24 protein-coding genes are annotated in these 22,998 nt (G+C 70.2%); 10 read left to right on the top strand and 14 right to left on the bottom strand.

Annotation, left to right across the window (positions count from 1 at the left end; translation table 11 throughout):
* Window positions 1-191: 191 nt before the first annotated feature.
* Window positions 192-743: a GNAT family N-acetyltransferase gene (locus ACFYOB_RS25830; RefSeq protein ID WP_388563248.1), complete on the top strand. Its 552-nt coding sequence runs from the start codon at window positions 192-194 to the stop codon at window positions 741-743.
* A 14-nt stretch (window positions 744-757) separates the two neighbouring features.
* On the opposite strand, the gene ACFYOB_RS25825 is transcribed toward ACFYOB_RS25830, so the two are convergent.
* The 6 genes from ACFYOB_RS25825 to ACFYOB_RS25800 all read right to left on the bottom strand — a co-directional run bounded on the left by ACFYOB_RS25825 (window position 758) and on the right by ACFYOB_RS25800 (window position 7,814).
* The gene (locus tag ACFYOB_RS25825) at window positions 758-2,314 is read right to left on the bottom strand and encodes a type VI secretion protein (RefSeq protein WP_388563223.1); all 1,557 of its coding nucleotides are present in this window, start codon (window positions 2,312-2,314) and stop codon (window positions 758-760) included.
* Window positions 2,315-2,316: 2 nt separating this feature from the next.
* A complete protein-coding gene (locus ACFYOB_RS25820) occupies window positions 2,317-3,738 on the bottom strand; it encodes an ATP-binding protein (RefSeq protein ID WP_388563221.1) in 1,422 nt (473 codons plus the stop codon).
* 19 nt (window positions 3,739-3,757) lie between these two features.
* Window positions 3,758-5,320 (bottom strand): SCO6880 family protein, encoded by a 1,563-nt coding sequence (locus ACFYOB_RS25815; RefSeq protein WP_388563219.1) that lies wholly within the window; start codon window positions 5,318-5,320, stop codon window positions 3,758-3,760.
* Complete coding sequence (locus ACFYOB_RS25810) at window positions 5,317-6,636, bottom strand: hypothetical protein (RefSeq protein WP_388563217.1); 1,320 nt, start codon at window positions 6,634-6,636, stop codon at window positions 5,317-5,319. Before ACFYOB_RS25810 ends, ACFYOB_RS25815 begins: the two co-directional genes overlap by 4 nt.
* Entirely contained in the window at window positions 6,626-7,432 is an 807-nt protein-coding gene (locus ACFYOB_RS25805; protein ID WP_388563215.1) for a hypothetical protein, read from the bottom strand. Before ACFYOB_RS25805 ends, ACFYOB_RS25810 begins: the two co-directional genes overlap by 11 nt.
* Before the next feature lie 73 nt (window positions 7,433-7,505).
* Window positions 7,506-7,814, bottom strand: a complete 309-nt coding sequence (locus ACFYOB_RS25800; protein ID WP_008742356.1) for a hypothetical protein — start codon at window positions 7,812-7,814, stop codon at window positions 7,506-7,508.
* 315 nt (window positions 7,815-8,129) lie between these two features.
* Between ACFYOB_RS25800 and ACFYOB_RS25795 the strand changes: the two genes are divergently transcribed.
* Window positions 8,130-9,284 carry an alpha/beta fold hydrolase gene (locus ACFYOB_RS25795; RefSeq protein ID WP_388563213.1) on the top strand — a complete coding sequence of 385 codons (1,155 nt, stop codon included), beginning with the start codon at window positions 8,130-8,132 and terminating at the stop codon, window positions 9,282-9,284.
* Window positions 9,285-9,395: 111 nt separating this feature from the next.
* On the opposite strand, the gene ACFYOB_RS25790 is transcribed toward ACFYOB_RS25795, so the two are convergent.
* The gene (locus tag ACFYOB_RS25790) at window positions 9,396-10,232 is read right to left on the bottom strand and encodes a pentapeptide repeat-containing protein (RefSeq protein ID WP_388563211.1); all 837 of its coding nucleotides are present in this window, start codon (window positions 10,230-10,232) and stop codon (window positions 9,396-9,398) included.
* A gap of 2 nt (window positions 10,233-10,234) precedes the next feature.
* Window positions 10,235-10,729 (bottom strand): GNAT family N-acetyltransferase, encoded by a 495-nt coding sequence (locus ACFYOB_RS25785; RefSeq protein ID WP_388563209.1) that lies wholly within the window; start codon window positions 10,727-10,729, stop codon window positions 10,235-10,237.
* A gap of 63 nt (window positions 10,730-10,792) precedes the next feature.
* Here ACFYOB_RS25785 and ACFYOB_RS25780 point away from each other — a divergent pair, with 63 nt between their 5' ends.
* From ACFYOB_RS25780 to ACFYOB_RS25765, 4 genes are all read left to right on the top strand, one after another.
* Window positions 10,793-11,401 (top strand): LysE family translocator, encoded by a 609-nt coding sequence (locus ACFYOB_RS25780; protein ID WP_388563207.1) that lies wholly within the window; start codon window positions 10,793-10,795, stop codon window positions 11,399-11,401.
* Between the two features lie 108 nt (window positions 11,402-11,509).
* Window positions 11,510-12,304 carry a thioesterase family protein gene (locus ACFYOB_RS25775; RefSeq protein WP_388563205.1) on the top strand — a complete coding sequence of 265 codons (795 nt, stop codon included), beginning with the start codon at window positions 11,510-11,512 and terminating at the stop codon, window positions 12,302-12,304.
* A gap of 213 nt (window positions 12,305-12,517) precedes the next feature.
* On the top strand, window positions 12,518-13,528 hold the full coding sequence (locus ACFYOB_RS25770; RefSeq protein ID WP_388563246.1) for an NlpC/P60 family protein: 1,011 nt from the start codon (window positions 12,518-12,520) through the stop codon (window positions 13,526-13,528).
* 202 nt (window positions 13,529-13,730) lie between these two features.
* Window positions 13,731-14,471, top strand: a complete 741-nt coding sequence (locus tag ACFYOB_RS25765) for a phosphatase PAP2 family protein (RefSeq protein WP_388563203.1) — start codon at window positions 13,731-13,733, stop codon at window positions 14,469-14,471.
* 167 nt (window positions 14,472-14,638) lie between these two features.
* Here the strand turns inward: ACFYOB_RS25765 and ACFYOB_RS25760 are convergent, their stop codons facing one another.
* On the bottom strand, window positions 14,639-14,893 hold the full coding sequence (locus ACFYOB_RS25760) for a hypothetical protein (RefSeq protein WP_388563201.1): 255 nt from the start codon (window positions 14,891-14,893) through the stop codon (window positions 14,639-14,641).
* Window positions 14,894-15,347: 454 nt separating this feature from the next.
* Between ACFYOB_RS25760 and ACFYOB_RS25755 the strand changes: the two genes are divergently transcribed.
* Together ACFYOB_RS25755 and ACFYOB_RS25750 are read left to right on the top strand one after the other, a co-directional pair.
* A complete protein-coding gene (locus ACFYOB_RS25755) occupies window positions 15,348-16,181 on the top strand; it encodes a hypothetical protein (protein ID WP_388563199.1) in 834 nt (277 codons plus the stop codon).
* Window positions 16,182-16,344: 163 nt separating this feature from the next.
* On the top strand, window positions 16,345-16,500 hold the full coding sequence (locus ACFYOB_RS25750) for a hypothetical protein (protein WP_388563197.1): 156 nt from the start codon (window positions 16,345-16,347) through the stop codon (window positions 16,498-16,500).
* 19 nt (window positions 16,501-16,519) lie between these two features.
* On the opposite strand, the gene ACFYOB_RS25745 is transcribed toward ACFYOB_RS25750, so the two are convergent.
* Window positions 16,520-16,834, bottom strand: coding sequence for a metal-sensitive transcriptional regulator (locus ACFYOB_RS25745; protein ID WP_030009310.1), 315 nt, complete (start codon window positions 16,832-16,834; stop codon window positions 16,520-16,522).
* Window positions 16,835-17,042: 208 nt separating this feature from the next.
* Between ACFYOB_RS25745 and ACFYOB_RS25740 the strand changes: the two genes are divergently transcribed.
* Entirely contained in the window at window positions 17,043-17,663 is a 621-nt protein-coding gene (locus tag ACFYOB_RS25740) for a DUF47 domain-containing protein (protein WP_008742369.1), read from the top strand.
* Between the two features lie 5 nt (window positions 17,664-17,668).
* Window positions 17,669-18,667, top strand: coding sequence for an anion permease (locus ACFYOB_RS25735; protein ID WP_388563195.1), 999 nt, complete (start codon window positions 17,669-17,671; stop codon window positions 18,665-18,667).
* Between the two features lie 172 nt (window positions 18,668-18,839).
* On the opposite strand, the gene pstB is transcribed toward ACFYOB_RS25735, so the two are convergent.
* From pstB to pstS, 4 genes are all read right to left on the bottom strand, one after another.
* A complete protein-coding gene (gene pstB, locus ACFYOB_RS25730) occupies window positions 18,840-19,616 on the bottom strand; it encodes a phosphate ABC transporter ATP-binding protein PstB (protein ID WP_388563193.1) in 777 nt (258 codons plus the stop codon).
* Between the two features lie 30 nt (window positions 19,617-19,646).
* On the bottom strand, window positions 19,647-20,729 hold the full coding sequence (gene pstA / locus ACFYOB_RS25725) for a phosphate ABC transporter permease PstA (RefSeq protein WP_388563191.1): 1,083 nt from the start codon (window positions 20,727-20,729) through the stop codon (window positions 19,647-19,649).
* Window positions 20,729-21,718: a phosphate ABC transporter permease subunit PstC gene (pstC, locus tag ACFYOB_RS25720; protein ID WP_388563189.1), complete on the bottom strand. Its 990-nt coding sequence runs from the start codon at window positions 21,716-21,718 to the stop codon at window positions 20,729-20,731. The genes pstA and pstC overlap by 1 nt, the downstream gene beginning before the upstream one ends.
* Window positions 21,719-21,849: 131 nt before the next feature.
* Complete coding sequence (gene pstS / locus ACFYOB_RS25715; protein WP_388563187.1) at window positions 21,850-22,986, bottom strand: phosphate ABC transporter substrate-binding protein PstS; 1,137 nt, start codon at window positions 22,984-22,986, stop codon at window positions 21,850-21,852.
* Between the last annotated feature and the right edge of the window lie 12 nt (window positions 22,987-22,998).

Raw genomic sequence — 22,998 nt, 5'->3', positions numbered from 1 at the left:
AAGCCTTTCAGCGCCGATGGTACTGCAGGGGGGACCCTGTGGGAGAGTAGGACGCCGCCGAACAATCATTGCGGAAGCCCCGCACCAGACCTTTACGGGTCCGGTGCGGGGCTTTTCTGCGTTTACAGCCCAGCGGATATATGGATGAAGTCTGCATGCTCCGCTCATTAGGATCACTGACTATGAGTGATATCCAGCATGTGATACGTCCGGTACGCGTCGACGAGTGGGAGCAGGTCAAGGAGCTGCGGATCGCTTCGCTCTACGATCCTGCGGCTCCCATCGCCTTCCTCGACACGATTGAGCTCGCCGAGGCCCGGCCGGACAGTTTCTGGCAGGAGCGGACCGCCGGTGCGGCTTCCGGGCGGGCCGTGCGGCAGTTCGTGGCCGTGGGGCCCGACGGGGTATGGGACGGGACCGTGACCGTGCTGGTCGAGGAGCTGGGGACCACCGACTTCCTCGACCGCGAGATCGAGACCACCCAGGGACACATCGTCGGCGTCTACGTCCGCGAGGGCCGGCGGGGTGCCGGGCTGGCGGAGGAACTGTTCCGGGCCGCGCTGGAGTGGGCCTGGTCGCTGGAGGATCCCGCACTGGAACGCGTACGGCTGTACGTCCACGAGCGCAACGAGCGGGCCCAGGCCTTCTACCGGCGCGTCGGGTTCCAGGACAGCGGAGTGCGGGTACCCCTGGCGAGCGATCCGTCCGCCGAGGAGCAGGAGTTCGTCTTCCAGAGGCCGTAGAGGACGTAGTGGCCTTACGGGAGCTCCGCATCCGGCCAGCGGCTGCGGGCCTGTTCGCGGCTGCGGCACAGGGCGAGGAGGGGGAGCGTCTCGTCGGTCAGGAGTTCCGGGAGCTGGGGGACGGGGGCCACGGCCGCCACGTCCTCCAGGATCAGGGACAGTGGTGGGTCGAGCCGACCGTGGGATGACCGTGCGGCCATGCGACGGCCGTGCTCGACCACGTGAGCGGCGAGTGCGGTCAGCAATGGCATCGCACCCGGGTGGGTGCGGGGGTCTTCCAGAGGTTCGCCCACCACGTACAGGCTGCCCCCTTCGCCCAGGAACGAAGCCAGAGTGAGGGAATCGCTTCGGTTCGGGTTGCAGGCCTCACGGATGTGGATCGAGGTCAGGCAGGTGAGGGCACGGGCCGTCAGGTACTGGGCCTGCTCGCGTCGTTCGGGGTGGGCGGTCAGGGCGCTTTCGAGCTCGCCGGCCGCGCCGGGGGCCGCCTGGGGATGGGTGCGCAGGATGCGGACGGGCTCCTGGGCGGCGTTTCCCTGGGTCCAGCGGTGGAGCTGCTTGAAGGGGCGGTCGTCCAGGGCGGCCGCCTGGAGCCAGCTTCGCAGGAGCGTTTCCGCGGTGTCCGCGACGGCCGCGTCCAGACGGGCCTGCGGGCGTACGGGGGCCAGCAGGGCGATCGCACGGGCGGCGGCGGTGTCGCGCTCGGCGCAGCCCTCTGCCGGGTTCCAGTGCATGCGGGCCGGGGTGTCGCACAGGTGCGACGGGTCGTACACGAGGACCGGGCCCAGTTTGGCCCGGGCGTCCTTGGTCTCGGCCCAGAGGGTGGGGGAGGAGGTCACGATGAGGGCGGCGCCCTCCGTCTCCTGGATGCGCTGTGCCGCCGCGCGGAACCTGTCGTTCGGGCCGCCGTAGGCCATACGGGGCTGCCGGGTCGCGGGGGCGGCCGGGGCGCAGCCGAAGCCGTAGCGGTAGGCCTCGTCCGCCGGGGGAGCCGTACGGCCCGCTGCGCGTGCGGGGGCCGGAGGCATCGGCCCGGCAGGGGACGCCGCGAGCTGCGGGTCCGCGGGTTGTGCGGGCGGTTCCGCGGGCGCGGCGAGGGTGGCTGCAGGGGTGGATGTGGGGGCGGATGTGGCGGGGACCGGCTGCTGGGCGGGTCCCGGATGCCGGGGTCGAGGCTGTGCCGCGTGGTCCGCCGCGGCCTGTTTGGCCAGGGCGCGGCGGGACTTGGTGCGGGCGAACACGCCGATCGCGAAGACGATGAGTACGAACATGACCAGCAGCTGGCTGATGAACAGGCCCCAGAACAGGCCCCAGCCGGACAGGGCCGCCGGGGCGGTGTCCGGCCAGGCGCCCGGGACGTCGTGCGGTTGCGTTATCAGGGCGCGGACGGCTCCCGGGGTACGGGAGAAGGTGACCGTGTCCGGCCAGGCCCCCTTGGCGAAGAAGGCCGCCAGGCCGGTGGCGGACCAGACCAGCACGGCGAGGCCGAGGAGGAAGGCCAGGAGGCCGACCAGCAGGCCGTCCGGGACGCCGCCGGCTGCGCGGGGCTCCGTACGTCTTGCGTCGTGCATGCTCAGGCCACCGTGGTCGCGGAACCCGGGCCGCCGTTGCCGCGACGGCGTTCGATGGACAGGGCGCGTTCCTCCGCTTCCAGTTCGGCGGCGAGCATGTCGTCGTGGAGCAGGGAGGGGGCGGAGGACTCGGTCATGGCGCGGTCCGTGTAGACCAGGGGGCGTTCGGTTTCGGTGATGAGGTGTTTGACGACCTGCACGTTGCCGTTGACGTCCCATACGGCGATGCCGGGGGTGAGGGTCGGGATGATCTCGACCGCCCAGCGGGGGAGGCCCAGTACGAGGCCGGTCGCGCGCGCCTCGTCCGCCTTCTGGGCGTAGATGGTGCGGGTGGAGGCCATCTTGAGGATGGCCGCGGCTTCGCGGGCGGCCGCGCCGTCGACGACGTCCGAGAGGTGGTGGACGACCGCGACGAAGGACAGGCCGAGGCGGCGGCCGAACTTCAGGAGGCGCTGGAACAGCTGGGCGACGAAGGGGCTGTTGATGATGTGCCAGGCCTCTTCGACGAGGAAGATGCGCTTCTTGCGGTCGGGCCGGATCCAGGTGTGCTCCAGCCAGACGCCGACGATCGCCATGAGGATCGGCATCGCGATGGAGTTGCGGTCGATGTGGGAGAGGTCGAAGACGATCAGTGGGGCGTCGAGGTCGATGCCGACGGTCGTGGGGCCGTCGAACATGCCGCGCAGGTCGCCGTCGACGAGGCGGTCGAGGACGAGTGCCACGTCGAGGCCCCAGGCCCGGACGTCGTCTATGTCGACGTTCATGGCTTCGGCGGATTCGGCTTCGGGGTGGCGCAGTTGGTCGACGATGTCGGTGAGGACCGGCTGGCGGTCGCGGATCGTGTCGACGACGTAGGCGTGCGCGACCTTGAGCGCGAAGCCGGCGCGCTCGTCGAGGCCGTGGCCCATGGCGACTTCGATGATGGTGCGGAGCAGCGCGAGCTGTCCGGTCGTCGTGATCGCCGGGTCGAGGGGGTTGAGTCGGATCCCGGCGTCGTTGGCGGCGATGGGGTCCAGGCGGATGGGGGTTATTCCCAGCTGCTGGGCGATGAGGTTCCATTCGCCGACGCCGTCTTCGCCCTGGGCGTCGAGGACGACGACCTGGCGGTCCTTGAAGCGGAGCTGGCGCAGTACGTAGGTCTTCTCCAGGGCGGACTTGCCGTTGCCGGATTCGCCGAGGACGAGCCAGTGGGGTGCCGGGAGCTGCTGTCCGTAGAGCTGGAAGGGGTCGTAGATGTAGCCCTTGCCGCTGTAGACCTCGCGGCCGATGATGACGCCGGAGTCGCCGAGGCCGGGGGCGGCGGTGGGCAGGTAGACGGCCTGCGCCTGCCCGGTGGAGGTGCGTACGGGCAGGCGCGTGGTTTCGACTTTGCCGAAGAGGAAGCTGGTGAAGGCGTCCGTCAGCGCTGTCATGGGATCTCGCATGGGCGGCACTTCCCTCCAGCTAGCGTCGGATGCCGGTGGCGAACGGCAGGGTGTTGACGAAGGCGCGGTGGTGCTCGCGGTCGCACCACTCCAGCTTCAGGTAGGACTTGCCGGCCGAGGCGCGGATGGTCCGCTTGTCGCGGGCGAGTGCTTCGGGCGAACGCGAGGACACCGTGATGTACCCGACGAGGTTGACTCCCGCTGCACCGCTGGCGAGATCTTCACCTCTTTGGTCGAGCCGGCCGTGGGCGGCGATGTCGCGCGGGTCGACGGTCCGGTTCATCTTGGCGGCGCGGGAGGCGTCGGCCTCGTCGTTGGTCTTCTCCGTGAGCATGCGCTCGATGGCCACCTCGGTGGGCTCCAGGTCCATGGTGACGGCGACGGTGCGGATGACGTCCGGGGTGTGGACGAGGAGGGGGGCGAGGAAGTTGACGCCGACGGGGGTCATCGGCCATTCCTTCACCCAGGCGGTGGCGTGGCACCAGGGGGCGCGGGTGGAGGACTCGCGGGTCTTGGCCTGGAGGTAGGTGGGTTCGACCGCGTCGAGTTCGGCCGGCCAGGCGTTGCGCTTGGTCATGGCCTGGATGTGGTCGATGGGGTGGTCCGGGTCGTACATGGAGTGCACGAGGGAGGCGAGGCGGCCCTGGCCCAGCGGTTGGCGGACGCGGATGTCGGCCTCGGCGAGGCGGGCGCAGATGTCGGTGAGCTCGCGGGCCATGACGATGGCGAGGCCGGCGTCGCGGTCGAGCTTGCGGCCCTTGTGGGGGGTGCCGGCGCGGGCGATGGTGTGGGCCTCGGCGGCGAGTTCGCGGTTGTAGTGCATGCAGGCGACGAGGTACGCGCGGTGCTGCTCGGAGGAGGTCGACACCATCGACTGGAGCTGGTCGTAGGACTCGCGCAGCCAGCCGGGGGCCTGGGTGTCGCCGCGCTGGGCGACGTCCTTGGCGTGTGCGTCGGGGTCGGCGGGGAGCGTACGGGCGAGCATCTGGATGCGGGTGACGAAGCCGTCGCCGTTGGCCACGTGCTTGAGGAGGGTGCCGAAGCGGTCGACGAGGGCTTCTTGGTCCTCGCTGTCGCGCAGGCCGACGCCGGGGCCCTCGATCTCGATGGCTGCGGTGACCGTTCTGCGGTCGGCGTGGAGGAGGACGGCGATCTCGTCGGGGCCGAAGGGAGCGGCGAGCCAGCTGATGCGGCCGATGCCCGGGGGCGGACCGACCTCGACCTCGCGGCCGTCGGAGCCTCGTACGCCGGCTTCCATGGCGCCGGAGCGGTAGGTCGTACCGCGGCGCAGGGTGCGCTTGTAGCTGCGGCTGATCTCGAACCAGCGGTAGAAGGTGCGGCCCTTGTACGGGACGTACACGGCGGCGAGCGCGAGCATGGGGAAGCCGGCGAGGCTGACGATGCGCAGGGTGAGGTCGGGGACGAGAAGTCCGCTCATCATGCCGAAGAAGGCCCCCACGATGATCAGGGCGATCTCGCCGGTCTCGCGGTTCTTGCCGACGATCGCGTTCGGCCGGGCCCGGCCGATGAGATACGTGCGGCGGGGCGCGACCGGGTGCAGCTGGTGGGACTGGGTCGTCAACGCCCGTCACCTCCTGTGTTCCTCGTGCTCGAACTCGTGCGGGGCGGGGGTGCGGCGGAGGGGACAGATCCGCCGCCGGATCCGCCGCCGGAGGTGGGGCGGCTGCTGTGGGCGGCCACGCCTCCGGAGATGGGGTTGGCGGGGCGGGGCGCGCTGCCCGCGCCGCCGTCGCCGCCGCGGTGGGCGCCGCGGCTGCTGTGGGTCTTGATGCCCTGCGAGACGAGGGAGGCCGGGGAGCTGATGACGGCGGCGGCCTGGGCGCCGTCGGTGGCCTTGCTGCGGTTGGAGCGGGCGGAGGCGATCTCGTCGCCGAAGCCGGGGACGAAGCGGTAGATCATCGCGGAGGCGAAGATCGCCAAGAGGATGATCGCGAGGCCGGTGACGACGGCGGAGAAGGCGCCCTGGCCCTTTTCGCCGGCGAGGGCTCCGGCGAGGCCGAGGACGATGACGATGACCGGCTTCACGAGGATGACGGCGATCATGATGCCGGCCCAGCGGCGGACGTGGCCCCAGAGGTTCCGGTCGACCAGGCCCGCGTAGACGACGACGCCGAGGAGGGCGCCGACGTAGAGGAGGGCGGCCCGGATGAAGAGTTCCAGGAACAGGATGCCGGCGGCGAGGACGGTGACGAGGGCGACGACGATCAGCATGATCGGGCCGCCGCCGATGTCGTCGCCCTTCTTGAGGGCCTCGGAGAAGGAGCCGAAGAAGACGTCGGTCTGGCCGCCGCTGGCGGCGGCGATGACCTCGGTGACGCCGTCGGTGGCGGAGACGACGGTGTAGAGGATCAGGGGGGTGAAGGCGGAGGCGAGGACGGTGAGCCAGAGGAAGCCGACGGCTTCGGAGAGGGCGGTGGTGAGGGGGACGCCGCGGACGGCTCGCTTGGCGACGGCGAAGAGCCAGAGGACGAGGGTCAGGATGGTGGAGGCGGCGAAGACGACGGCGTACTGCTTGAGGAAGGCGGGGTTGGTGAAGTCGACGTTGGCGCTGCCCTTGACCGCTTCGCTGAGCTTGCCGACGATCCAGGCTGCGGCGTCGGCGCAGCCCTTGGCTAGGGAGGCGAGGGGGTTGAGGGCGTCGGAGGGGTCGCTGGGCGCGAGGCCGGTACGGGGGGCTTGGCCGGAGGCTCCGCTGCCGCGCTCGCAGTAGTCCTTGGCTGGGCCCACGATCAGGTCGCACCGGTTGTCATTGGGCTGCGAGGCGGATGGGGACGGCGATGGGGTGGGTGCGGCGAAGGCGCGCGCCGACAGGAGCACAGCTGTCGTCTGTACAGCGGCCAGGGCCCCGAGGAGGCGGAGGGTGCGGCTACCGGGCATAGGTGAACCCTCCGAACTCCGTTGCAGCCTTTGTGATGTCCTCGGCGGTGGAGGCTGTGCGGTCCGTGTGGACCGGGGCCGGCCCGTCTTTCTGGGCGAAGCTCTCGACCTTCCAGTCGTTCTCCACCCACCGGAGAGTCAGCGTCATGGTGAACCAGTCGTTGCTGACCGGGTTGGTCGAGCCGACACCTGCGGTGCCGAACACGCCTGTACACCACACGTCGATGGACGCGGAGCTGTCGGAGTACTTGGTCGTCTTGGTGCCGACCGGTACGGTCCGCGAGATGTACGTCAGGCCTTGCGCCGCATTCCCGTTGGCGTCGAGTCCGGCCTGGTCCAGGAAGGGCTTGCCGTATGCCTGATCGAGCCGGGCCTCGAGCTCGGACACCTTGTCCGCGACAAAGACCTGGCGGACGATCTGACGCCGCATCTGTGGCTTCAGGATGTCCGCGGAAACAAGTGCGACCGAGTAGTTGGCGGCCGCCGACTGGGCTCCCTGTTCGTCGTGGGCGAAGCCCTTGGGGATGCCCGAGGTCTTGCCCGTGACCGGGTCCGTGCCCGTGGCTGCCGTGGAGGTCGTGGTCGGGGGCTTGTCCGCCGTGGGGGATTGCGGGGTGTCCGGGCCCTGGTTCGCGAACGCGATGGCGGCGATCAGGAGGACGACCACGCCGACCACCGTGATCAGGCTGCGGGAGGTGCGGGGGGTGCGGCGGGTGGGGCCGTACGGGTCGGCGGCGGAGTCCGGGAGGCGGGTACGGGTCTGGCCCGTGCCGCCGTACTGGTCGTCGTTGCTCATTCCGTTTCGGCCCCCTCGTTCCCGCGTAGGCGCGGTGTGGTGATTCCTCATCAAGTACGGCCGCGGTGGCCCGCTAGACGGCCATTCCGTAGACGATGGTGAAGAGGGTGCCCAGGGAGCCGATGATGAAGACGCCCGTGAGGCCGGCCACGATCAGGCCCTTGCCCTGTTCCGCGCTGAACGTGTCGCGCAGGGCGGTCGCGCCGATGCGCTGCTTGGCCGCGCCCCAGATGGCGATGCCGAGGCAGAGGAGGATCGCCACGGCCATGACCACCTCGATCATGACCTTCGCTTCGTTGCCGAGACTGCCGAACGGCCCCCAGTTCGGGGCGATTCCGCCGATGATGGTGGTGATGTCGCCCTTTTCGGCTGCCAGGATCATGTAACTCACCGCCCCTGTATGGGTAGTTCCGAAAGCCCGTGCCCGACGGCAGGGGTCACGCACTATCTTCGCTGATGAAACCGCCGCCGTCGTCGACTTGACGGCTCTCTTTACCCGATCCTCCGGTCCGCGCCCCGCCGCTGCGCTCTGACCTGGGCAGGGGCGGTGAGTATGCGAAAGAACGTATGGTCACTCTGTGTATCACGGGGTGTGACGCCGGGCAATGATTGTCGTCCCGGCGTACGGGGGGTGGCGTCCCTCGCGTCAGTGGTGTTGGCAGCGGCGTTGTCAGTGGGGTCCGGCAGGCTGGCGGGCATGACGACGTATCCGTGGACCCTTGCCGATGTAGAGGCGGCCATCCGTGCGGGATGGTCGGCGCAGACCAGTGAGCCGGCCGGCATCACGGGGATCTCCTGGACGGCCGAGAATCCGTCCTGGGGGCAGTGCGACATCACCGCCGTGGTCGTGCAGGACATCTTGGGCGGGGAGCTGGTGTTGGGCGAGGTGTTCCACGAGGGCCGGCAGGAGGGGTACCACTGGTGGAACCAGCTGCCCGGGGGGATACGGATCGACCTGACGCGGGAGCAGTTCCGGCGGGGCGAGACCGTGACGCCGGGGCGGGTCGTGAAGCGGCCGCCGGGGCGGCTGTCGAGGCGCTGGGAGGAGTACCAGCTGCTGCGCAGGCGGGTCATCGACAAGCTGGGGCCGCTGCCCGGTGTGATGGAGACGGCGGACGGGCGGCGGCTGGTGTACACGGACTTCGGCGGGCCGGGGGCGCCGCTGCTCGCGCTGCACGGGCACTTCCAGGACGGCAGCGGCTTCGAGGAGCTGGCCCGGGAGGTGGGACCGGCGTGGCGGGTGATCGGCCTCGACCAGCGGGGGCACGGGGCGTCGGACCGGGCCGCGGAATACACGCGGGAGGGGTACGTGGCGGACGCGGCGGCCGTCCTGGAGCACCTGGGGCTGGGGCCCGCAGTGGTCGTGGGGCACTCGCTGGGCGGGGTCAACGCGTACCAGCTCGCGGCGCGGCGGCCGGATCTGGTGCGGGCGGTGGTGGTCGAGGACATCGGGGCGGTGGTCGAGGACGACCTGTCGTACGCGCGGGAGTGGCCGAGGCGGGCCGCGACCCGGGCGGGGTTCCTGGCGGGGGTGGGGAGCGCGGCGCCGCACCTGGCGGGTGTCCTTCGGGAGTACGCGGACGGGTGGGGGACCGCGAGCGACGTCGAGGACGTGGTGGAGTCGCAGCGGGCGCTGAACGGGGACCACTGGGCTGACTGGCTGGCGGTGCGGCAGCCGACGCTGCTGGTGCGGGGGGACCGGAGCGGGGTGCTGTCCGCCGAGCACGCGCGGGAGATGACCTTGCGCAGGGGCGGGGTGCGGCTGGTCGAGCTGCCGGCCGGGCATTCGGTGCGCGCCGGGGACCCGGAGGGTTTCTACGCCGCTGTGCGGGGGTTCCTGGCGCGGGTGTGAGGCGGGTGCGAGCGGGGCCCCCGGGCCGGTGCGGGTCCGGCGGCCGTGCGGCGCCGTTGCCGGGGCTCCGCCCCCACACCGGGCCTCGAACGCCGACGGGGCCGGGGCGCGTCAGGTCCAGTGGGCGGGGCGGGTGAGGGAGGAGGGGATGCGGGTGGTGGGATCGCCCTGGGCCGCGTTGAGCTGGGGCTGGGTGAGGAAGACGGCGCCGCGGAGGTCCGCGCCGCGGAGGTTGGCGTCGCGGAAGTCCGCCCCGATCAGGTCGGCCGTACGGAGGTCGGCGCGGCTGAGGTCGGCGGCGATCAGGTAGGCGCCCCGGAGGTTCGCGCCGCGCAGGTCCGCGCCGGAGAGACGGGCGCCCATCAGGTCGGCGCCGCGGTGGTTCTTCTTGCGGCCCGGCACCTTGGCCCGTACGAGCTCGCTGGTCTTCAGCAGCAGGGTGTTGATCTTCTGGCGCAGCGCGCCCACGTCGAGGTCCGCGAGGGCCTGGGCTTCGGCGCGCGTCCACGCTTCGGTCTCCGCGAGCGCGTCGCGCAGCTGCGCGTGGACCGGGGCGGCGTCGGGGAGGGTCAGGGCCTCGGCGAGGTAGAAGAGGAGCTCGTGCAGCTGCCGCATCACGGGGAAGGCGTCGAACATCCGGCGGGCCGTGCCGGGGTCGGAGCGCCAGTCGCGTCCGCCGAAGGTGACCTGGGAGACCTGCTGGCCCGCGCCGAAGCAGTCGAAGACGGTGCAGCCCTGGAAGCCCGAGTCGCGCAGCCGGGTGTGGATGCCGCAGCGGAAGTCCTCCCGGAGGTTCTTGCAGGGGGTTCCGGCGGGCTTGTCCACGGCGAAGTCGTTGGACTTGGCGAAGGGCAGGGCGACGCAGCACAGTGCGAAGCAGTTCGCGCAGTCGGCTTGCAGGACGGGCAGGGCGGGCAGGGCGGCGGGGGTACTGGACACGTCGTCCATTGTCACCTCTCGGGGGCGGTGAGCCGCATCTGGAGAGCGGTCCAGCGGACGCCGTCGACCTCCTCGACGTCCTCGATGATCTCCTCGGTGCGGAATCCGAGCTGCTCGTAGATGCGGATCGCCGCGGTGTTGTGGGCCCAGACGCCGAGGCTCAGTTCCGGCAGGCCCAGCTCGCCGAAGCAGAGTTCGACGGCCTGGGCGACCAGGGCCCGGCCGTAGCCCATGTCGCGGGTGTCGGGGGCGATCAGCACGCGGCCGAGGCGGGTGCCGGCCACCGAGACGTGGCCGACGCGGTACTTGTCGGGGGTCACGGCGGTCCAGATGTGGCGGCCGGGCTCGGCGGCGTAGGCGGCGAGCTGGGCGTCGTCCAGGGGCCAGGTGAAGGACGGGCCCGCCCAGGTCATCAGCTCGGCGGGGGTGGTCACCCACGCGCGCAGCAGCGGGGCGTCCTCGGCGGGCCGGTAGGGGTACAGGGAGAGCAGGTACGGGAAGGTCATCTCTCAAGTATCCGCACGGCGAACGGTGTTGATCGAAAAGCCCGGCCCGGTGAGCATGCCGGTATGACAGAAGTGATTGCAGTCGCCGTCATCACCCTTCTCGCCGTGATCAGTCCCGGCGCCGATTTCGCCATGGTGGTCCGCAACAGCTACCTCTACGGGCGGCCCACCGGGCTGTTCGCCGCCGCGGGGGTCGCGGCCGGGGTCCTGGTGCACGTCTCGTACACGATGCTCGGGGTCGGGCTGCTGATCGCCTCCTCCACCGCGCTGTTCACCGTGATCAAGCTGGCGGGTGCGGCCTACCTGGTGTGGATCGGGATCCGCACCTTCCGGGCGCGGACCGAGGTGGCCGTGGACCTGGAGTCCGGGCCGGGGCTGACGCCGCTGGGGGCGATGCGGTCGGGGTTCTTGACCAATGTGCTGAACCCGAAGACGACGCTGTTCGTGGTGTCGACGTTCACGCAGGTGGTCGGCCCGGACACGCCGGTGTGGCAGCAGGCGGGCTACGGGCTGTTCATGTCGGCGGCGCACTTGGGCTGGTTCGGGGCGGTCGCGCTGTTCTTCTCGAACTCCCGGCTGCGGGACCGGATGCTGAAGGCGCAGAAGACGCTGAACCGGGCCATCGGATCGGTGCTGGTGGGGCTGGGGGTGGGGCTGGGATTCGCACGCTGAGCGGACGGCGGGCGGGCGGTGAGCGGGCGGGTGAGCGGGCGACGCCAGGCCGGCGGCCGCCCGGCGCGGGGCTGGTATCCCTGGTTACCTGTCGGTAGCGTGCGGGGTATGGGTGCTGTCGAGGGGTTCTTCGAACGGGTGGACACCGGGCGGCTCACCGCCACCGAGTACACGCGCGGGCCGTGGGACCCGGGCTCGCAGCACGCCGGTCCGCCTGCGGCCCTGCTCGGCCGGGCCGTCGAGGAGCGGCCGGGTGCGCGCGCGGACATGCGGATCGCCCGGATCACGTACGAGATCCTGCGTCCGGTGCCGATCGGCGGGCTGGAGATCACCACCAGCGTGCTGCGGGCCGGGCGCGGTACGGAGGTCGTGGAGGCCGCGCTCACTCCGGAGGGCGCGGACGCCCCGGTGATGCTGGCGCGTGCCCTGCGGATCCGGGTGGCCGAGGAGGCGGTGCCGGCCGTGGTGCCGGGGCCGCAGCTGCCGACGCCGGGGGAGGCCGTGGTCACGCCCTTCTTCCCGGTGCCGTGGGACACCGGCTACCACACCGCCATGGAAGCCCGCTTCACCGAGGGCGCCTTCGTGGAGCTCGGCCCCGGCACCTGCTGGATGCGGATGAGGGTGCCGCTCGTCGCCGGGGAGGAGATCCGTCCGCTGGACCGGGTGCTGATCGCCGCCGACTCCGGCAACGGCATCAGCTCGGTGATGGACTTCGGCCGGTTCGTGTTCGTCAACGGCGACCTGACGGTCCACCTGCACCGCCATCCGGTCGGCGAATGGGCCTGCGTGGAGTCCCGTACGAGTGTGGACGCGGCCGGCATCGGTCTCGTCGACGCCCGGCTCCACGACGAGAAGGGTCCCATCGGGCGCAGCGCGCAGAGCCTTTTCGTCGCCCCCAGGTAGCGGCCGGCCCGGGCGCGCGGCCGGGCCGCCGTGCCCCCGGCCGCCGGTCGTGCGGACTGGACTGTGGTCTTCTGCCGCGTCGAGGATGACTCCACGAAGTGCGCGGGCATCGCCTGTTCGGGCTTCCGTGTGGGGTAGTACGACTGCGACACGGCCGAATCACACGTTGAAGTGACGTGAATGGGGGAGGGTTGACGGGTGCGTAGATTCTGGATGGCCGGCGGGATCGGGATCGGACTGTGTCTGACCTTCGTGGTGCTGCTCGTCGTGGGGACGTACTCCGCGGCTGCGGGCCTGGTGGGTGCGGGGGCGGGCGGTCGGGCCGTCGGCCTCGCGAAGGGGGCGGTCCCCGCCAAGTACCAGGCGCTGGTGGAGAAATGGGGCAATCTCTGCCCGGCCATCAGTCCGCCGCTGCTCGCCGCGCAGCTGTATTCCGAGAGCGGCTGGAACCCGAGCGCCGTCAGTCCCGCCGACGCGCGCGGGATCGCGCAGTTCATCCCGGGTACCTGGGCGGGGCACGGCATCGACGGTGACGGCGACGGGGACCGGGACATCTGGGACCCGAACGACGCGATCCCCTCGGCGGCCTCGTACGACTGCGAGCTGGCCAAGGACGTGGCGAGCGTACCGGGTGACGCGGCGTCCAACATGCTCGCGGCCTACAACGCGGGTGCCTACGCGGTCATCAAGTACGCGGGCGTGCCGCCGTACAAGGAGACCCAGGGCTACGTGAAGACGATCACGACGCTGGCGAAGAGCTTCGAGCGGCCCGTCGGCCGGGTCGCGCCGTCGCAACAGGCGGCCGGGGCCATCTACTTCGCGCAGAAGCAGCTCGGCACCCCGTACCTGTGGGGCGGCAACGGAACGCCCGACCAGGACGGGCGGTTCGACTGCTCGGGGCTGACCAAGGCCGCGTACGAGACGGTGGGGATCGAGCTGCCGCGCGTGGCGAACGACCAGTACAACGCCGGTCCGCATCCTTCGCGCGACCAACTGCTCCCCGGTGACCTGGTGTTCTTCTCCGACGATCTGACGAACTCCCGGGAGATCCGGCACGTCGGGCTGTACGTGGGTGGCGGCTATATGATCAACGCCCCTTACACCGGCGCCGTCATCCGCTTCGACAAGATCGACACGCCCGACTACTTCGGTGCGACGCGCGTGACCAAGGACGGCGCGCAGGCCCTTCCGGAGCGTGCGGCGGCGAGCAAGGCGCCTCAGTAACGCCCCGTAAGGCAAAGGCCCTGAGCTGCGACGACGAGTCTCTCTTCGATAACGTTGGAGTGATCATTCGGTGGAGAGTGGAACGTAGTCGCCAGAACGGGCGTTCCATGGACGCGGGGGTTGATCAAAACGGGGGTCGAAGGGGCGCACACCGGCGTGCGCCCGCAGGCGAACCACGGCAAGGGCAAGGGGCCGCATCACCATGGCTGGACTCACAACCGGTGGGCCGAACGTGGATGTCAGCCTGCTGTACGAGATCAACGGAGCGGCTCGGCACGCCCCGGACTGGCTGGACCGGACCGTGGTCCTGGCCGGTGAGTACGGGATCCCGCTGGCCCTGGTCCTCCTGGTCCTGTGGTGCTGGCACGGTGCCCGCCACCAGGACGAGAGCACGGCCGTGGAGTCCTTCGCCGCGCTGGTCTGGGCCCCGCTGGCCGCCGCGCTGGCGCTGCTCGTGAACGTGCCGCTGCGCGAACTGGTCGGGCGGCCGCGGCCGTTCCTCCAGCACGAGGGACTGCAGGTACTCGAACCCGCCCTCGATCCCCGCCTCGGCGCCCACCTCGCGCAGCCGGAGTTCTCCTTCGTCAGCGATCACGCCACCCTCGCGATGGCCCTGGGCGTCGGCCTGTTCGTGGCCAGCCGCAGACTCGGCCTGATCGGCATCGGGCTGGCCTTCGCCGAGGGGGTGTGCCGTGTGTACACGGGCGTCCACTACCCCACCGACGTGATCGGCGGGTTCGCGCTCGGCACCGCAGTGGTCCTGGTCCTCGCGCCGCTCGCGATGGCGTTGCTGACCCCGGTGGTGCGGGCGGTGGCCGGCTCGCCGCGCCTGGGCCGTCTCGTACGGGCCAAGGGCCGGAGCTGGCCGCGGCCCGTCGGCCTGGCACAGCCGCAGACCCCGCCGGCCGGGCAGCGCACGCACGAGAGCGACCTCGCCGCCTGAAGCCCCCGGCCCCCTGGTGCCCGTGATGTCCTGACCTCTGGCCTGTGCGCGGGCCGCTCAGGCGTGGGCGTACGACTTCCATACGGCGAGCAGCAGGGCCGCAAGCAGGCACAGCCCCGCCACCCCGAAGCAGATGCGCACCGCAGTAGGACGGTTCCTGGGCGTCGTCACGGGTCGCCGCCCTCGACGCGCCGCGTACCCGGCCCGTCCGGGTGGTCGCTGCGGCGGTGGTGGGAGCGCAGCCACAGCCCGGTGCCCACGGCCGCCACGGCCGTCAGCCCGATGGCCAGTGCCACGTCGCCCGGTCCGTCCGCCGAGCCCACGGGCCGGGCCCAGGCCGTGGCGGCCGTCGCCCCCAGGATGTCGAGAGCGACGAACAGGGCCCAGAGGAGGGCCGCGGGGCGGGCTGCGGGTCCTGACATGAGTCAAGGGCATCCGCTGCGCGGCGCCCCGGCCAGCTGGGCCGTCCGAACGGGCGACCCCCCTCTACGCCCGTTCCCCCGCCGGGTGCCGGGAGGCGTCCCTGCGCGCCAGATCGCGGGAGCGGCGGGCCGGCCCGGTCCATCCGCAACTGCAGACGGCCAGGCAGAACGAGCCGCGGTCGGCGGTGGAGGTGGAGTGTGCGGTGGGCTGTTGCGGCGGCTGCGGTGGCGGCGCCGAGCCTTCCGGGGCGGGCCGCGGCGGCTGGAGCGGCACGGAGGAGGCAAGCGGAGGAGCCAGGGTCGCTTTGGTGTGCGGTTCCACCCCACCACCGTACCCGGGCCGGACGCGGGCCGGGGAGGTGTTCGGGCCGTGACGGGAAACCGCTGACCTCGTTAAGCGGAGCGGGTGGGGGCCTCGGGCAAGCAACGGTCACGCGTTGGGGGTTGGCAGGCGATGGTGGTTCACCAGCACAGGCGGCCGCGCGGACGTGCGGGTGGGGCGCTGCTCGCCGCCGGGGTCACCCTGGCGGCCTGGGCGCTGAGCGGCTGCGCGGTCGGCGGTGCGAGCGACGACCGGCCCCCGGCGGACGCGGCGGCGGTGGTCCGCGGGGCCGCCGACGCGCTCGCGAGGACGGGCAGCGCCCAGGCCCGTACGGCCATGGAGATGGCCACCGGCGGCACGCGGGTCACGATCCGCGGCGAGGGCGGCGTCGACTTCAAGAACCGGATGGGCCAGCTGCTGGTCATGCTGCCCGCAGACGTGAAGGGCAAGGCCGAGCACCGGCCCATCACCGAGCTGCTGGTGCCGGGCGCGCTCTACATGAAGAACCGGGGCGCGGGCGTCCCCGACGACAAGTGGGTCCGGGTCGACACGACTGCCCTCGCCGACGGGAACCTGGTCACGGGCGGAGCCACCGATCCGCTGATCGCGGCCGAACTGCTGCGGGGCGTGCGGGAGGTCACGTACGTGGGGGAGACCGAGGTGGCCGGCACCAAGGTGCGGCACTACCGGGGGACCACGGACATCGGGCGGGCCGCGGGAAGTGCGTCACCGGAGGCCAGGGGGGCACTGGAGGCGGCGGCGAAAGGGTTCAGCACGGACACCGTTCCGTTCGACGCGTACCTGGACGAGGAGGGGCGGCTGCGGAAGGTCCGCCACCGCTTCACGTACGTCAACAATGGCGTGATCGATGTCTCGTCGACCACACTGCTGTACGGATTCGGGACGCCGGTGACCGTCGTATTGCCCGCAAGCAGGGACATTTACGCCGGGAAGATCGCCGAGTAGCGGGGGTGGGCCGGGGCGGGCGGCGCGATCGGGCCATGGCCCGGTATCCGGAAATGGTCCATCCGTGTCATGTGCCGGATGCCGCGGCCTCCCTACGCTGAGAAGCCGAGCGCGCCGGCGACTGACGACCGAAGACCGAAGACGGCAGATTGAGGTGACACGCGTGACTCCCGCAGGCGGTACGACGGTGCAGGACCACGTTGCGCTCGCCGAGATCGAACTGTGTGGTGAGCTGATCATCGCGGCATCGACGGCGGCCGAGGAGCGGCTGAGCCAGGACCGGATCGACGAGGTGCTGATGGGCATCTGGTCCGGCTGACGCGCTGCCGGGGGCTGGATCAGGTGCGCAGGAGGCGGGCGATGGCCTTGGTGGCCTCCTCCACCTTCGCGTCGATCTCGGTGCCGCCCTTGACGGCGGCGTCGGCCACGCAGTGGCGGAGGTGTTCTTCCAGCAGTTGGAGCGCGAAGGACTGGAGCGCCTTCGTGCTCGCCGAGACCTGGGTGAGTATGTCGATGCAGTAGACGTCCTCGTCGACGAGCCGCTGGAGGCCGCGGATCTGGCCCTCGATCCGGCGCAGCCGCTTGAGGTGCTCGTCCTTCTGGTGGTGGTAGCCGTGGACGGCTCCGGAGCCCTCCGCTTCGATGGTCGTCATGCTTCCTCCCGTGGTCGAAAACGAATCGGTGCACACCCTCGGTGCATACCCCTCGTGGGTATATGGTACTGGGCCGCGCCGCGAGGGGCAGGGGCCCGTGGTCCTCACTCTGCCCGATGGAGGACACTGGTGAACCGCCGGTTAGCCGTGGCCGGGGGATACGCCTAGCATCAGCCTGACCGAATCCAATGCACCCCGAGGACCTCACGTGCGATTTCGTCTGACCCCCAGGGAGACGAGCTTCTACGACATGTTCGCCGCATCCGCGGACAACATCGTCACGGGCTCCAAGCTCCTGATGGAACTGCTCGGAGCGGATTCCTCCGCCCGGGCCGAGATCGCGGAGCGGATGCGGGCAGCGGAACACGCGGGCGACGACGCGACCCACGCGATCTTCCACCAGCTGAACTCCTCCTTCATCACGCCGTTCGACCGCGAGGACATCTACAACCTGGCCTCCTCGCTCGACGACATCATGGACTTCATGGAGGAGGCGGTCGACCTGGTCGTCCTCTACAACGTGGAGGAGCTCCCCAAGGGCGTCGAGCAGCAGATCGAGGTGCTGGCGCGCGCGGCCGAGCTGACCGCCGAGGCGATGCCGCACCTGCGGACGATGGACAACCTCACCGAGTACTGGATCGAGGTCAACCGCCTCGAGAACCAGGCCGACCAGATCCACCGCAAGCTGCTCGCCCAGCTCTTCAACGGCAAGTACGACGCCATCGAGGTGCTCAAGCTCAAGCAGATCGTCGACGTGCTCGAAGAGGCGGCCGACGCGTTCGAGCACGTCGCGAACACGGTGGAGACCATCGCGGTCAAGGAGTCCTGAACCTCGTGGACACCTTTGCTCTGGTCGTGACCATCGGTGTCGCGCTCGGCTTCACGTATACGAACGGTTTTCACGACTCGGCGAACGCGATCGCGACGTCCGTCTCGACGCGGGCGCTGACCCCGCGCGCGGCGCTCGCGATGGCCGCCGTGATGAACCTCGCCGGCGCCTTCCTGGGCAGCGGGGTGGCCAAGACGGTCAGCAGCGGCCTGATCGAGACGCCCACGGGCGCCACCGGCATGTGGATCCTCTTCGCGGCGCTGGTCGGCGCGATCGTCTGGAACCTGGTCACCTGGTACTTCGGTCTGCCCTCGTCCTCCTCCCACGCGCTGTTCGGCGGCATGGTGGGCGCGGCGCTGGCCGGCGGCACGGAGGTGATCTGGTCGGGTGTGCTCGACAAGGTCGTCATCCCGATGTTCGTCTCGCCCGTCGTCGGTCTGGTCGTCGGTTACCTGGTGATGGTGCTCATCCTGTGGATGTTCCGCCGCTCCAACCCGCACAAGGCGAAGCACGGCTTCCGTATCGCGCAGACGGTGTCGGCGGCCGCCATGGCACTCGGCCACGGCCTCCAGGACGCGCAGAAGACGATGGGCATCGTCGTGATGGCGCTGGTCATCGCCGATGTGCAGACGTCCGAGGACCCGATCCCGGTCTGGGTCAAGATCGTGTGTGCCGTGATGCTGTCGCTGGGCACGTACGCGGGCGGCTGGCGCATCATGCGCACCCTGGGCCGCAAGATCATCGAGCTGGACCCGCCGCAGGGCTTCGCGGCCGAGACCACGGGCGCCTCGATCATGTTCGGTTCGGCGTTCCTCTTCCACGCGCCGATCTCCACCACCCACGTGATCACCTCGGCGATCATGGGTGTGGGCGCCACCAAGCGCGTGAACGCGGTCCGCTGGGGCGTCGCCAAGAACATCGTCCTGGGCTGGTTCATCACGATGCCGGCTGCGGCCTTGGTCGCCGCGCTGAGCTTCTGGGTCGTGGATCTGGCGTTCGTCTAGGCGGTGCTGCCCCCTGCTGGGGGTCCGGGGGCCATCCCCCGGGGGATGCAGTACCCAGCCCCTCAACGAAAGCGGGCCGGCTCCCCCCACCCAGGGGGAGCCGGCCCTTTTTCTTTCGCCTTGCGGTGGCACCGCCATGCAGCACCGCAGGACGTCTATGACCCCGGGAGGCTCAGCCGAAGCGGCCCGAGATGTAGTCCTCGGTCGCCTGGACGGACGGGTTCGAGAAGATCCGGTCCGTGTCGTCGATCTCGACGAGCTTGCCGGGCTGGCCGACCGCGGAGAGGTTGAAGAAGGCGGTGCGGTCCGAGACGCGGGCCGCCTGCTGCATGTTGTGCGTCACGATGACGATCGTGAAGCGCTCCTTGAGCTCGCCGATCAGGTCCTCGATCGCGAGGGTGGAGATCGGGTCGAGGGCCGAGCAGGGCTCGTCCATCAGCAGGACCTGCGGCTCGACCGCGATGGCGCGGGCGATGCACAGACGCTGCTGCTGGCCGCCGGAGAGGCCGGAGCCCGGCTTGTTCAGACGGTCCTTGACCTCGTTCCAGAGGTTGGCGCCCTTGAGGGACCGCTCCACGATGTCCGTGAGCTCGGACTTCTTGAAGTTGCCGTTCAGGCGCAGGCCCGCCGCCACGTTGTCGAAGATCGACATGGTGGGGAACGGGTTCGGGCGCTGGAAGACCATGCCGACCGTGCGGCGGACCGCGACCGGGTCCACGCCGGCGCCGTACAGGTTCTCGTCGTCCAGGAGCACCTTGCCCTCGACGCGGCCACCGGGGGTGACCTCGTGCATGCGGTTGAGGGTGCGCAGGAAGGTGGACTTGCCGCAGCCGGAGGGGCCGATGAAGGCGGTCACGGAGCGGGGTTCCACCGTCATCGATATGTCATCGATGGCCTTGTGGGCGCCGTAGAAGGCGGACAGTCCGCTGACGTCGATTCGCTTCGCCATGAGGGGTCACTTCGCTTTCATGTGGTCGCGTCAGCGACCGGTCTTCGGGGCCTTCCAGCGGGCGATGCCGCGGGCCACCAGATTGAGGATCATGACGAAGGCGATCAGGACGAGCGCGGCGGCCCATGCCCGGTCGTAGGAGGCTTCACTGCCGACCTTGTACTGCTCCCAGATGTACAGGGGGAGCGAGGACTGGGCGCCTTCGAAGGGGTTGCCGTTGATCAGCTGGGTACCGAAGACCAGCAGCATGATCGGCGCGGTCTCACCGGCGATGCGGGCCACGGCCAGCATGACACCGGTGGCGATACCGCCGATGGCGGTGGGGAGCACGACCTTGAGGATCACGCGCCACTTCGGCACACCGAGGGCCAGGGCGGCCTCGCGCAGCTCGTTCGGGACGAGCTTGAGCATCTCCTCGGTGGAGCGGACCACGACGGGCATCATCAGGATCGACAGGGCCATGGCGCCGGCGAAGCCGGAGGGGCCGAAGCCGAGCATCAGGTTCCAGGTCGTCAGGATGAACAGGCCCGCGACGATGGAGGGGATGCCGGTCATGACGTCGACGAAGAAGGTCACGGCCTTGGCGAGCGATCCCCGGCCGTACTCGACCAGGTAGACGGCGGTCAGCAGGCCGATCGGAGCCGCGATCAGGGTGGCCAGGGCGACCTGCTCGATGGTGCCGAGCAGTGCGTGGTAGACGCCGCCGCCCTCGTCGAAGCTGGTCACGCCGTTCATGGAGTGACTGAGGAAGTTCGCGTCGAGCATCTTGAGGCCGCGGCTGATCGTGGTCCACATCAGCGAGAGCAGCGGGATGACGGCGAGGACGAAGCAGACCCACACCAAGGAGGTCGCGACGCGGTCCTTGGCCTGACGCCGGTTCTCGACCACCGCGCTCGCGGTGTACGTGATGACGACGAACAGGAGGGCCGCGAGCAGGCCCCACTGGACCTTGCTCTGGAGGCCGAAGCCGAGGCCGATGCCGACGCCGAGGGCGATCGAGAGGGCCGCGATGCCGGCCGGGGCCCAGCGGGGCAGGCCGCCTCGGGTGAGCCCGGCGGGCGCGGCGGACTTCGGGGCCCGGGCGGGCCGCTGGTCCTGGAGTGCGTGGCTCATCAGGCGTTCGCCCCCGAGAAGTCCTTGCGGCGAGCGATGATCAGGCGAGCTGCACCGTTGACCAGCAGGGTGAGCAGGAAGAGGACCAGACCCGAGGCGATCAGCGCGTCCCGGCCGAACTCGTTGGCCTCGTCGAACTTCGCGGCGATGTTCTGCGCGAAGGTGCCGCCGCCCGGGTTCAGGACGTGGAACGAGATCAGGAAGCTCGGGGAGAGGACGGTCGCGACGGCCATGGTCTCGCCGAGTGCGCGGCCGAGGCCGAGCATCGAGGCGGAGATGACACCGGAGCGGCCGAAGGGCAGCACCGACATCCGGATGACCTCCCAGCGGGTCGCGCCGAGGGCCAGGGCGGCCTCCTCGTTCATGCGCGGGACCTGGAGGAAGACCTCGCGGCTGACGCTGGTCACGATCGGCAGGATCATGATCGCGAGCAGGATGCCGACGGTGAAGAGCGAGCGGGCGACGCCGACCTGAGTCTTGTCGAAGACGTACGTCCAGCCCAGGTACTCGTCGAGCCAGAGGTTCAGACCGTTCAGCTGCGGCACGAGGAAGAGGGCGCCCCAGATGCCGTAGATGATCGACGGCACGGCGGCAAGCAGGTCGACCACGTAGGCGAGGGGCGCGGCCAGCTTGCGCGGCGCGTAGTGCGAGATGAACAGGGCGATGCCGACAGCGATCGGAACCGCGATGGCCATCGCGATGATCGAGCTGACGACTGTGCCGAAGAGCAGGACGGCGATGCCGAAGACGGGCGGGTTGGCCGACGCGTTCCAGTCGAAGGTGGTGAGGAAGTTCCCCTCGTTCTTCGACAGCGCGATCGAGGCGCGGTAGGTGAGGAAGGCGGCGATCGACGCCATGATCACCAGGAGCAGGATGCCGGATCCCTTGGAGAGCCCGGAGAAGATCTTGTCACCGGCGCGGCCGGTGGACCTTCCGCTCTTGGCGACGGGCGGAGCCGCGTCTATCTGGGTGGGTGTGGTGGAAGCCATGGTCTTTCCGGTCTGTGTGGGGGGCAGGCCCCCTGGCGGCGGTGCACCGGATTCCCCCCGGGTGAAGGGGAAAGGTCCCCGAGGTGTCGGCTGCCCGGACGGGGGCGGGCCGACACCTCGGGGGTCAGGATTCAGCCCAGCGACTTGATGGCTTCGCGGACCTTGGTGTTGATCTCGGCCGGGATCGGCGCGTAGCCGTTCTCGAGGAGGACCTTCTGGCCCGCGTCCGAGGCGGTGTAGTTCAGGAAGGACTTGACGGTCGGCAGCGTCTCGGCCTTGTTGCCCTTGTCGCAGACGACCTCGTACGTGACCAGGACCAGCGGGTAGGCGCCCTCGGCCTTGGTGGTGTAGTCGAGCTTCAGGGCCAGGTCGGAGCCGGTGCCGGCGACCTTGGCGGCGGCGATGGCCTTGGAGGCGTTCTCACCGGTGGCCTTGACCGGGGCGGCGGCGCCCGTGTTCAGGTCGACCGTCTTGATGCCCTGCGAGCCGGCGAAGGAGAGCTCGAAGTAGCCGATCGCACCGTCGACCTGCTTGACCTGGGCGGCGACACCGGCGGAGCCGGAGGCGGCCTGGCCACCCGGAGCGGCCCACTTCTTGGCGGGCTCGTGCGGCCAGGCGTCGGGCGCGGCGGCCTTGAGGTACTTGGTGACGTTCTCGGTGGTGCCCGAGTCGTCGGAGCGGTGGAACGCCTGGATGGCGGTGGAGGGAAGCGTGACGCCGGGGTTCAGCTTCTTGATCGCCTCGTCGTCCCACTTCTTGATCTTGTCGTTGAAGATGTTGGCGACCGTGGCGGCGTCGAGGTTCAGCTTGTCCACGCCGGCGACGTTGAAGCCGAGGGCGACGGGGCCGCCGACCATCGGCAGGTTGATGCCCTGGCCACCGGTGCAGACCTTCTTCGACTCCTCGACCTGCTCCGGCTTCAGCGCCGAGTCGGAGCCGGCGAAACCGACGGTGCCCTGGTTGAAGGCGACGATGCCCTCACCGGAGGAGGACGACTTGTAGTTCACCTCGACGCCGGAGCAGGCGGCCATGTAGTTCTTCACCCACAGCTCGACCGCGTTCTTCTGCGCGGAAGAGCCCGACGCCAGGAGCTTGCCCTTGGCGTCGTCGCACTTGATGTCGCCCGCGGCGGCCGAGGAAGGCTTCGCCGTACCGTCCGCGGTCTTGGTGTTGTCGTCCGAGCCGCACGCCGTGAGGACCAGGGCGCCGGACACGACAAGCGCACCGAGGGCGGAGGCACGAAGCATGTTCTTGCGCTGAAGCTTCACTTTCGGGTGTTC

The sequence above is a fragment of the Streptomyces sp. NPDC006463 genome, from assembly GCF_042870715.1.
In the GTDB taxonomy this organism is placed as follows: domain Bacteria; phylum Actinomycetota; class Actinomycetes; order Streptomycetales; family Streptomycetaceae; genus Streptomyces.
The sequence above is the reverse complement of the archived record's forward strand: the minus strand, read 5'-3'. Positions and strand labels throughout refer to the sequence as shown.

Excerpts from the sequence above, each read along its gene's own strand:
- ACFYOB_RS25810 (WP_388563217.1), bottom strand. The coding sequence starts at position 6,636 with ATGCCCGGTAGCCGCACCCTCCGCCTCCTCGGGGCCCTGGCCGCTGTA.
- ACFYOB_RS25765 (WP_388563203.1), top strand. The coding sequence starts at position 13,731 with ATGGCTGGACTCACAACCGGTGGGCCGAACGTGGATGTCAGCCTGCTG.
- ACFYOB_RS25745 (WP_030009310.1), bottom strand. The coding sequence starts at position 16,834 with ATGACGACCATCGAAGCGGAGGGCTCCGGAGCCGTCCACGGCTACCAC.
- ACFYOB_RS25805 (WP_388563215.1), bottom strand. The coding sequence starts at position 7,432 with ATGAGCAACGACGACCAGTACGGCGGCACGGGCCAGACCCGTACCCGC.
- ACFYOB_RS25825 (WP_388563223.1), bottom strand. The coding sequence starts at position 2,314 with ATGCACGACGCAAGACGTACGGAGCCCCGCGCAGCCGGCGGCGTCCCG.
- ACFYOB_RS25775 (WP_388563205.1), top strand. The coding sequence starts at position 11,510 with ATGGGTGCTGTCGAGGGGTTCTTCGAACGGGTGGACACCGGGCGGCTC.
- ACFYOB_RS25795 (WP_388563213.1), top strand. The coding sequence starts at position 8,130 with ATGACGACGTATCCGTGGACCCTTGCCGATGTAGAGGCGGCCATCCGT.
- ACFYOB_RS25820 (WP_388563221.1), bottom strand. The coding sequence starts at position 3,738 with ATGCGAGATCCCATGACAGCGCTGACGGACGCCTTCACCAGCTTCCTC.
- pstA (WP_388563191.1), bottom strand. The coding sequence starts at position 20,729 with ATGAGCCACGCACTCCAGGACCAGCGGCCCGCCCGGGCCCCGAAGTCC.
- ACFYOB_RS25755 (WP_388563199.1), top strand. The coding sequence starts at position 15,348 with ATGGTGGTTCACCAGCACAGGCGGCCGCGCGGACGTGCGGGTGGGGCG.
- ACFYOB_RS25785 (WP_388563209.1), bottom strand. The coding sequence starts at position 10,729 with ATGACCTTCCCGTACCTGCTCTCCCTGTACCCCTACCGGCCCGCCGAG.
- pstB (WP_388563193.1), bottom strand. The coding sequence starts at position 19,616 with ATGGCGAAGCGAATCGACGTCAGCGGACTGTCCGCCTTCTACGGCGCC.
- ACFYOB_RS25790 (WP_388563211.1), bottom strand. The coding sequence starts at position 10,232 with ATGGACGACGTGTCCAGTACCCCCGCCGCCCTGCCCGCCCTGCCCGTC.
- pstC (WP_388563189.1), bottom strand. The coding sequence starts at position 21,718 with ATGGCTTCCACCACACCCACCCAGATAGACGCGGCTCCGCCCGTCGCC.
- ACFYOB_RS25780 (WP_388563207.1), top strand. The coding sequence starts at position 10,793 with ATGACAGAAGTGATTGCAGTCGCCGTCATCACCCTTCTCGCCGTGATC.
- ACFYOB_RS25800 (WP_008742356.1), bottom strand. The coding sequence starts at position 7,814 with ATGATCCTGGCAGCCGAAAAGGGCGACATCACCACCATCATCGGCGGA.
- ACFYOB_RS25760 (WP_388563201.1), bottom strand. The coding sequence starts at position 14,893 with ATGTCAGGACCCGCAGCCCGCCCCGCGGCCCTCCTCTGGGCCCTGTTC.
- ACFYOB_RS25770 (WP_388563246.1), top strand. The coding sequence starts at position 12,518 with ATGGCCGGCGGGATCGGGATCGGACTGTGTCTGACCTTCGTGGTGCTG.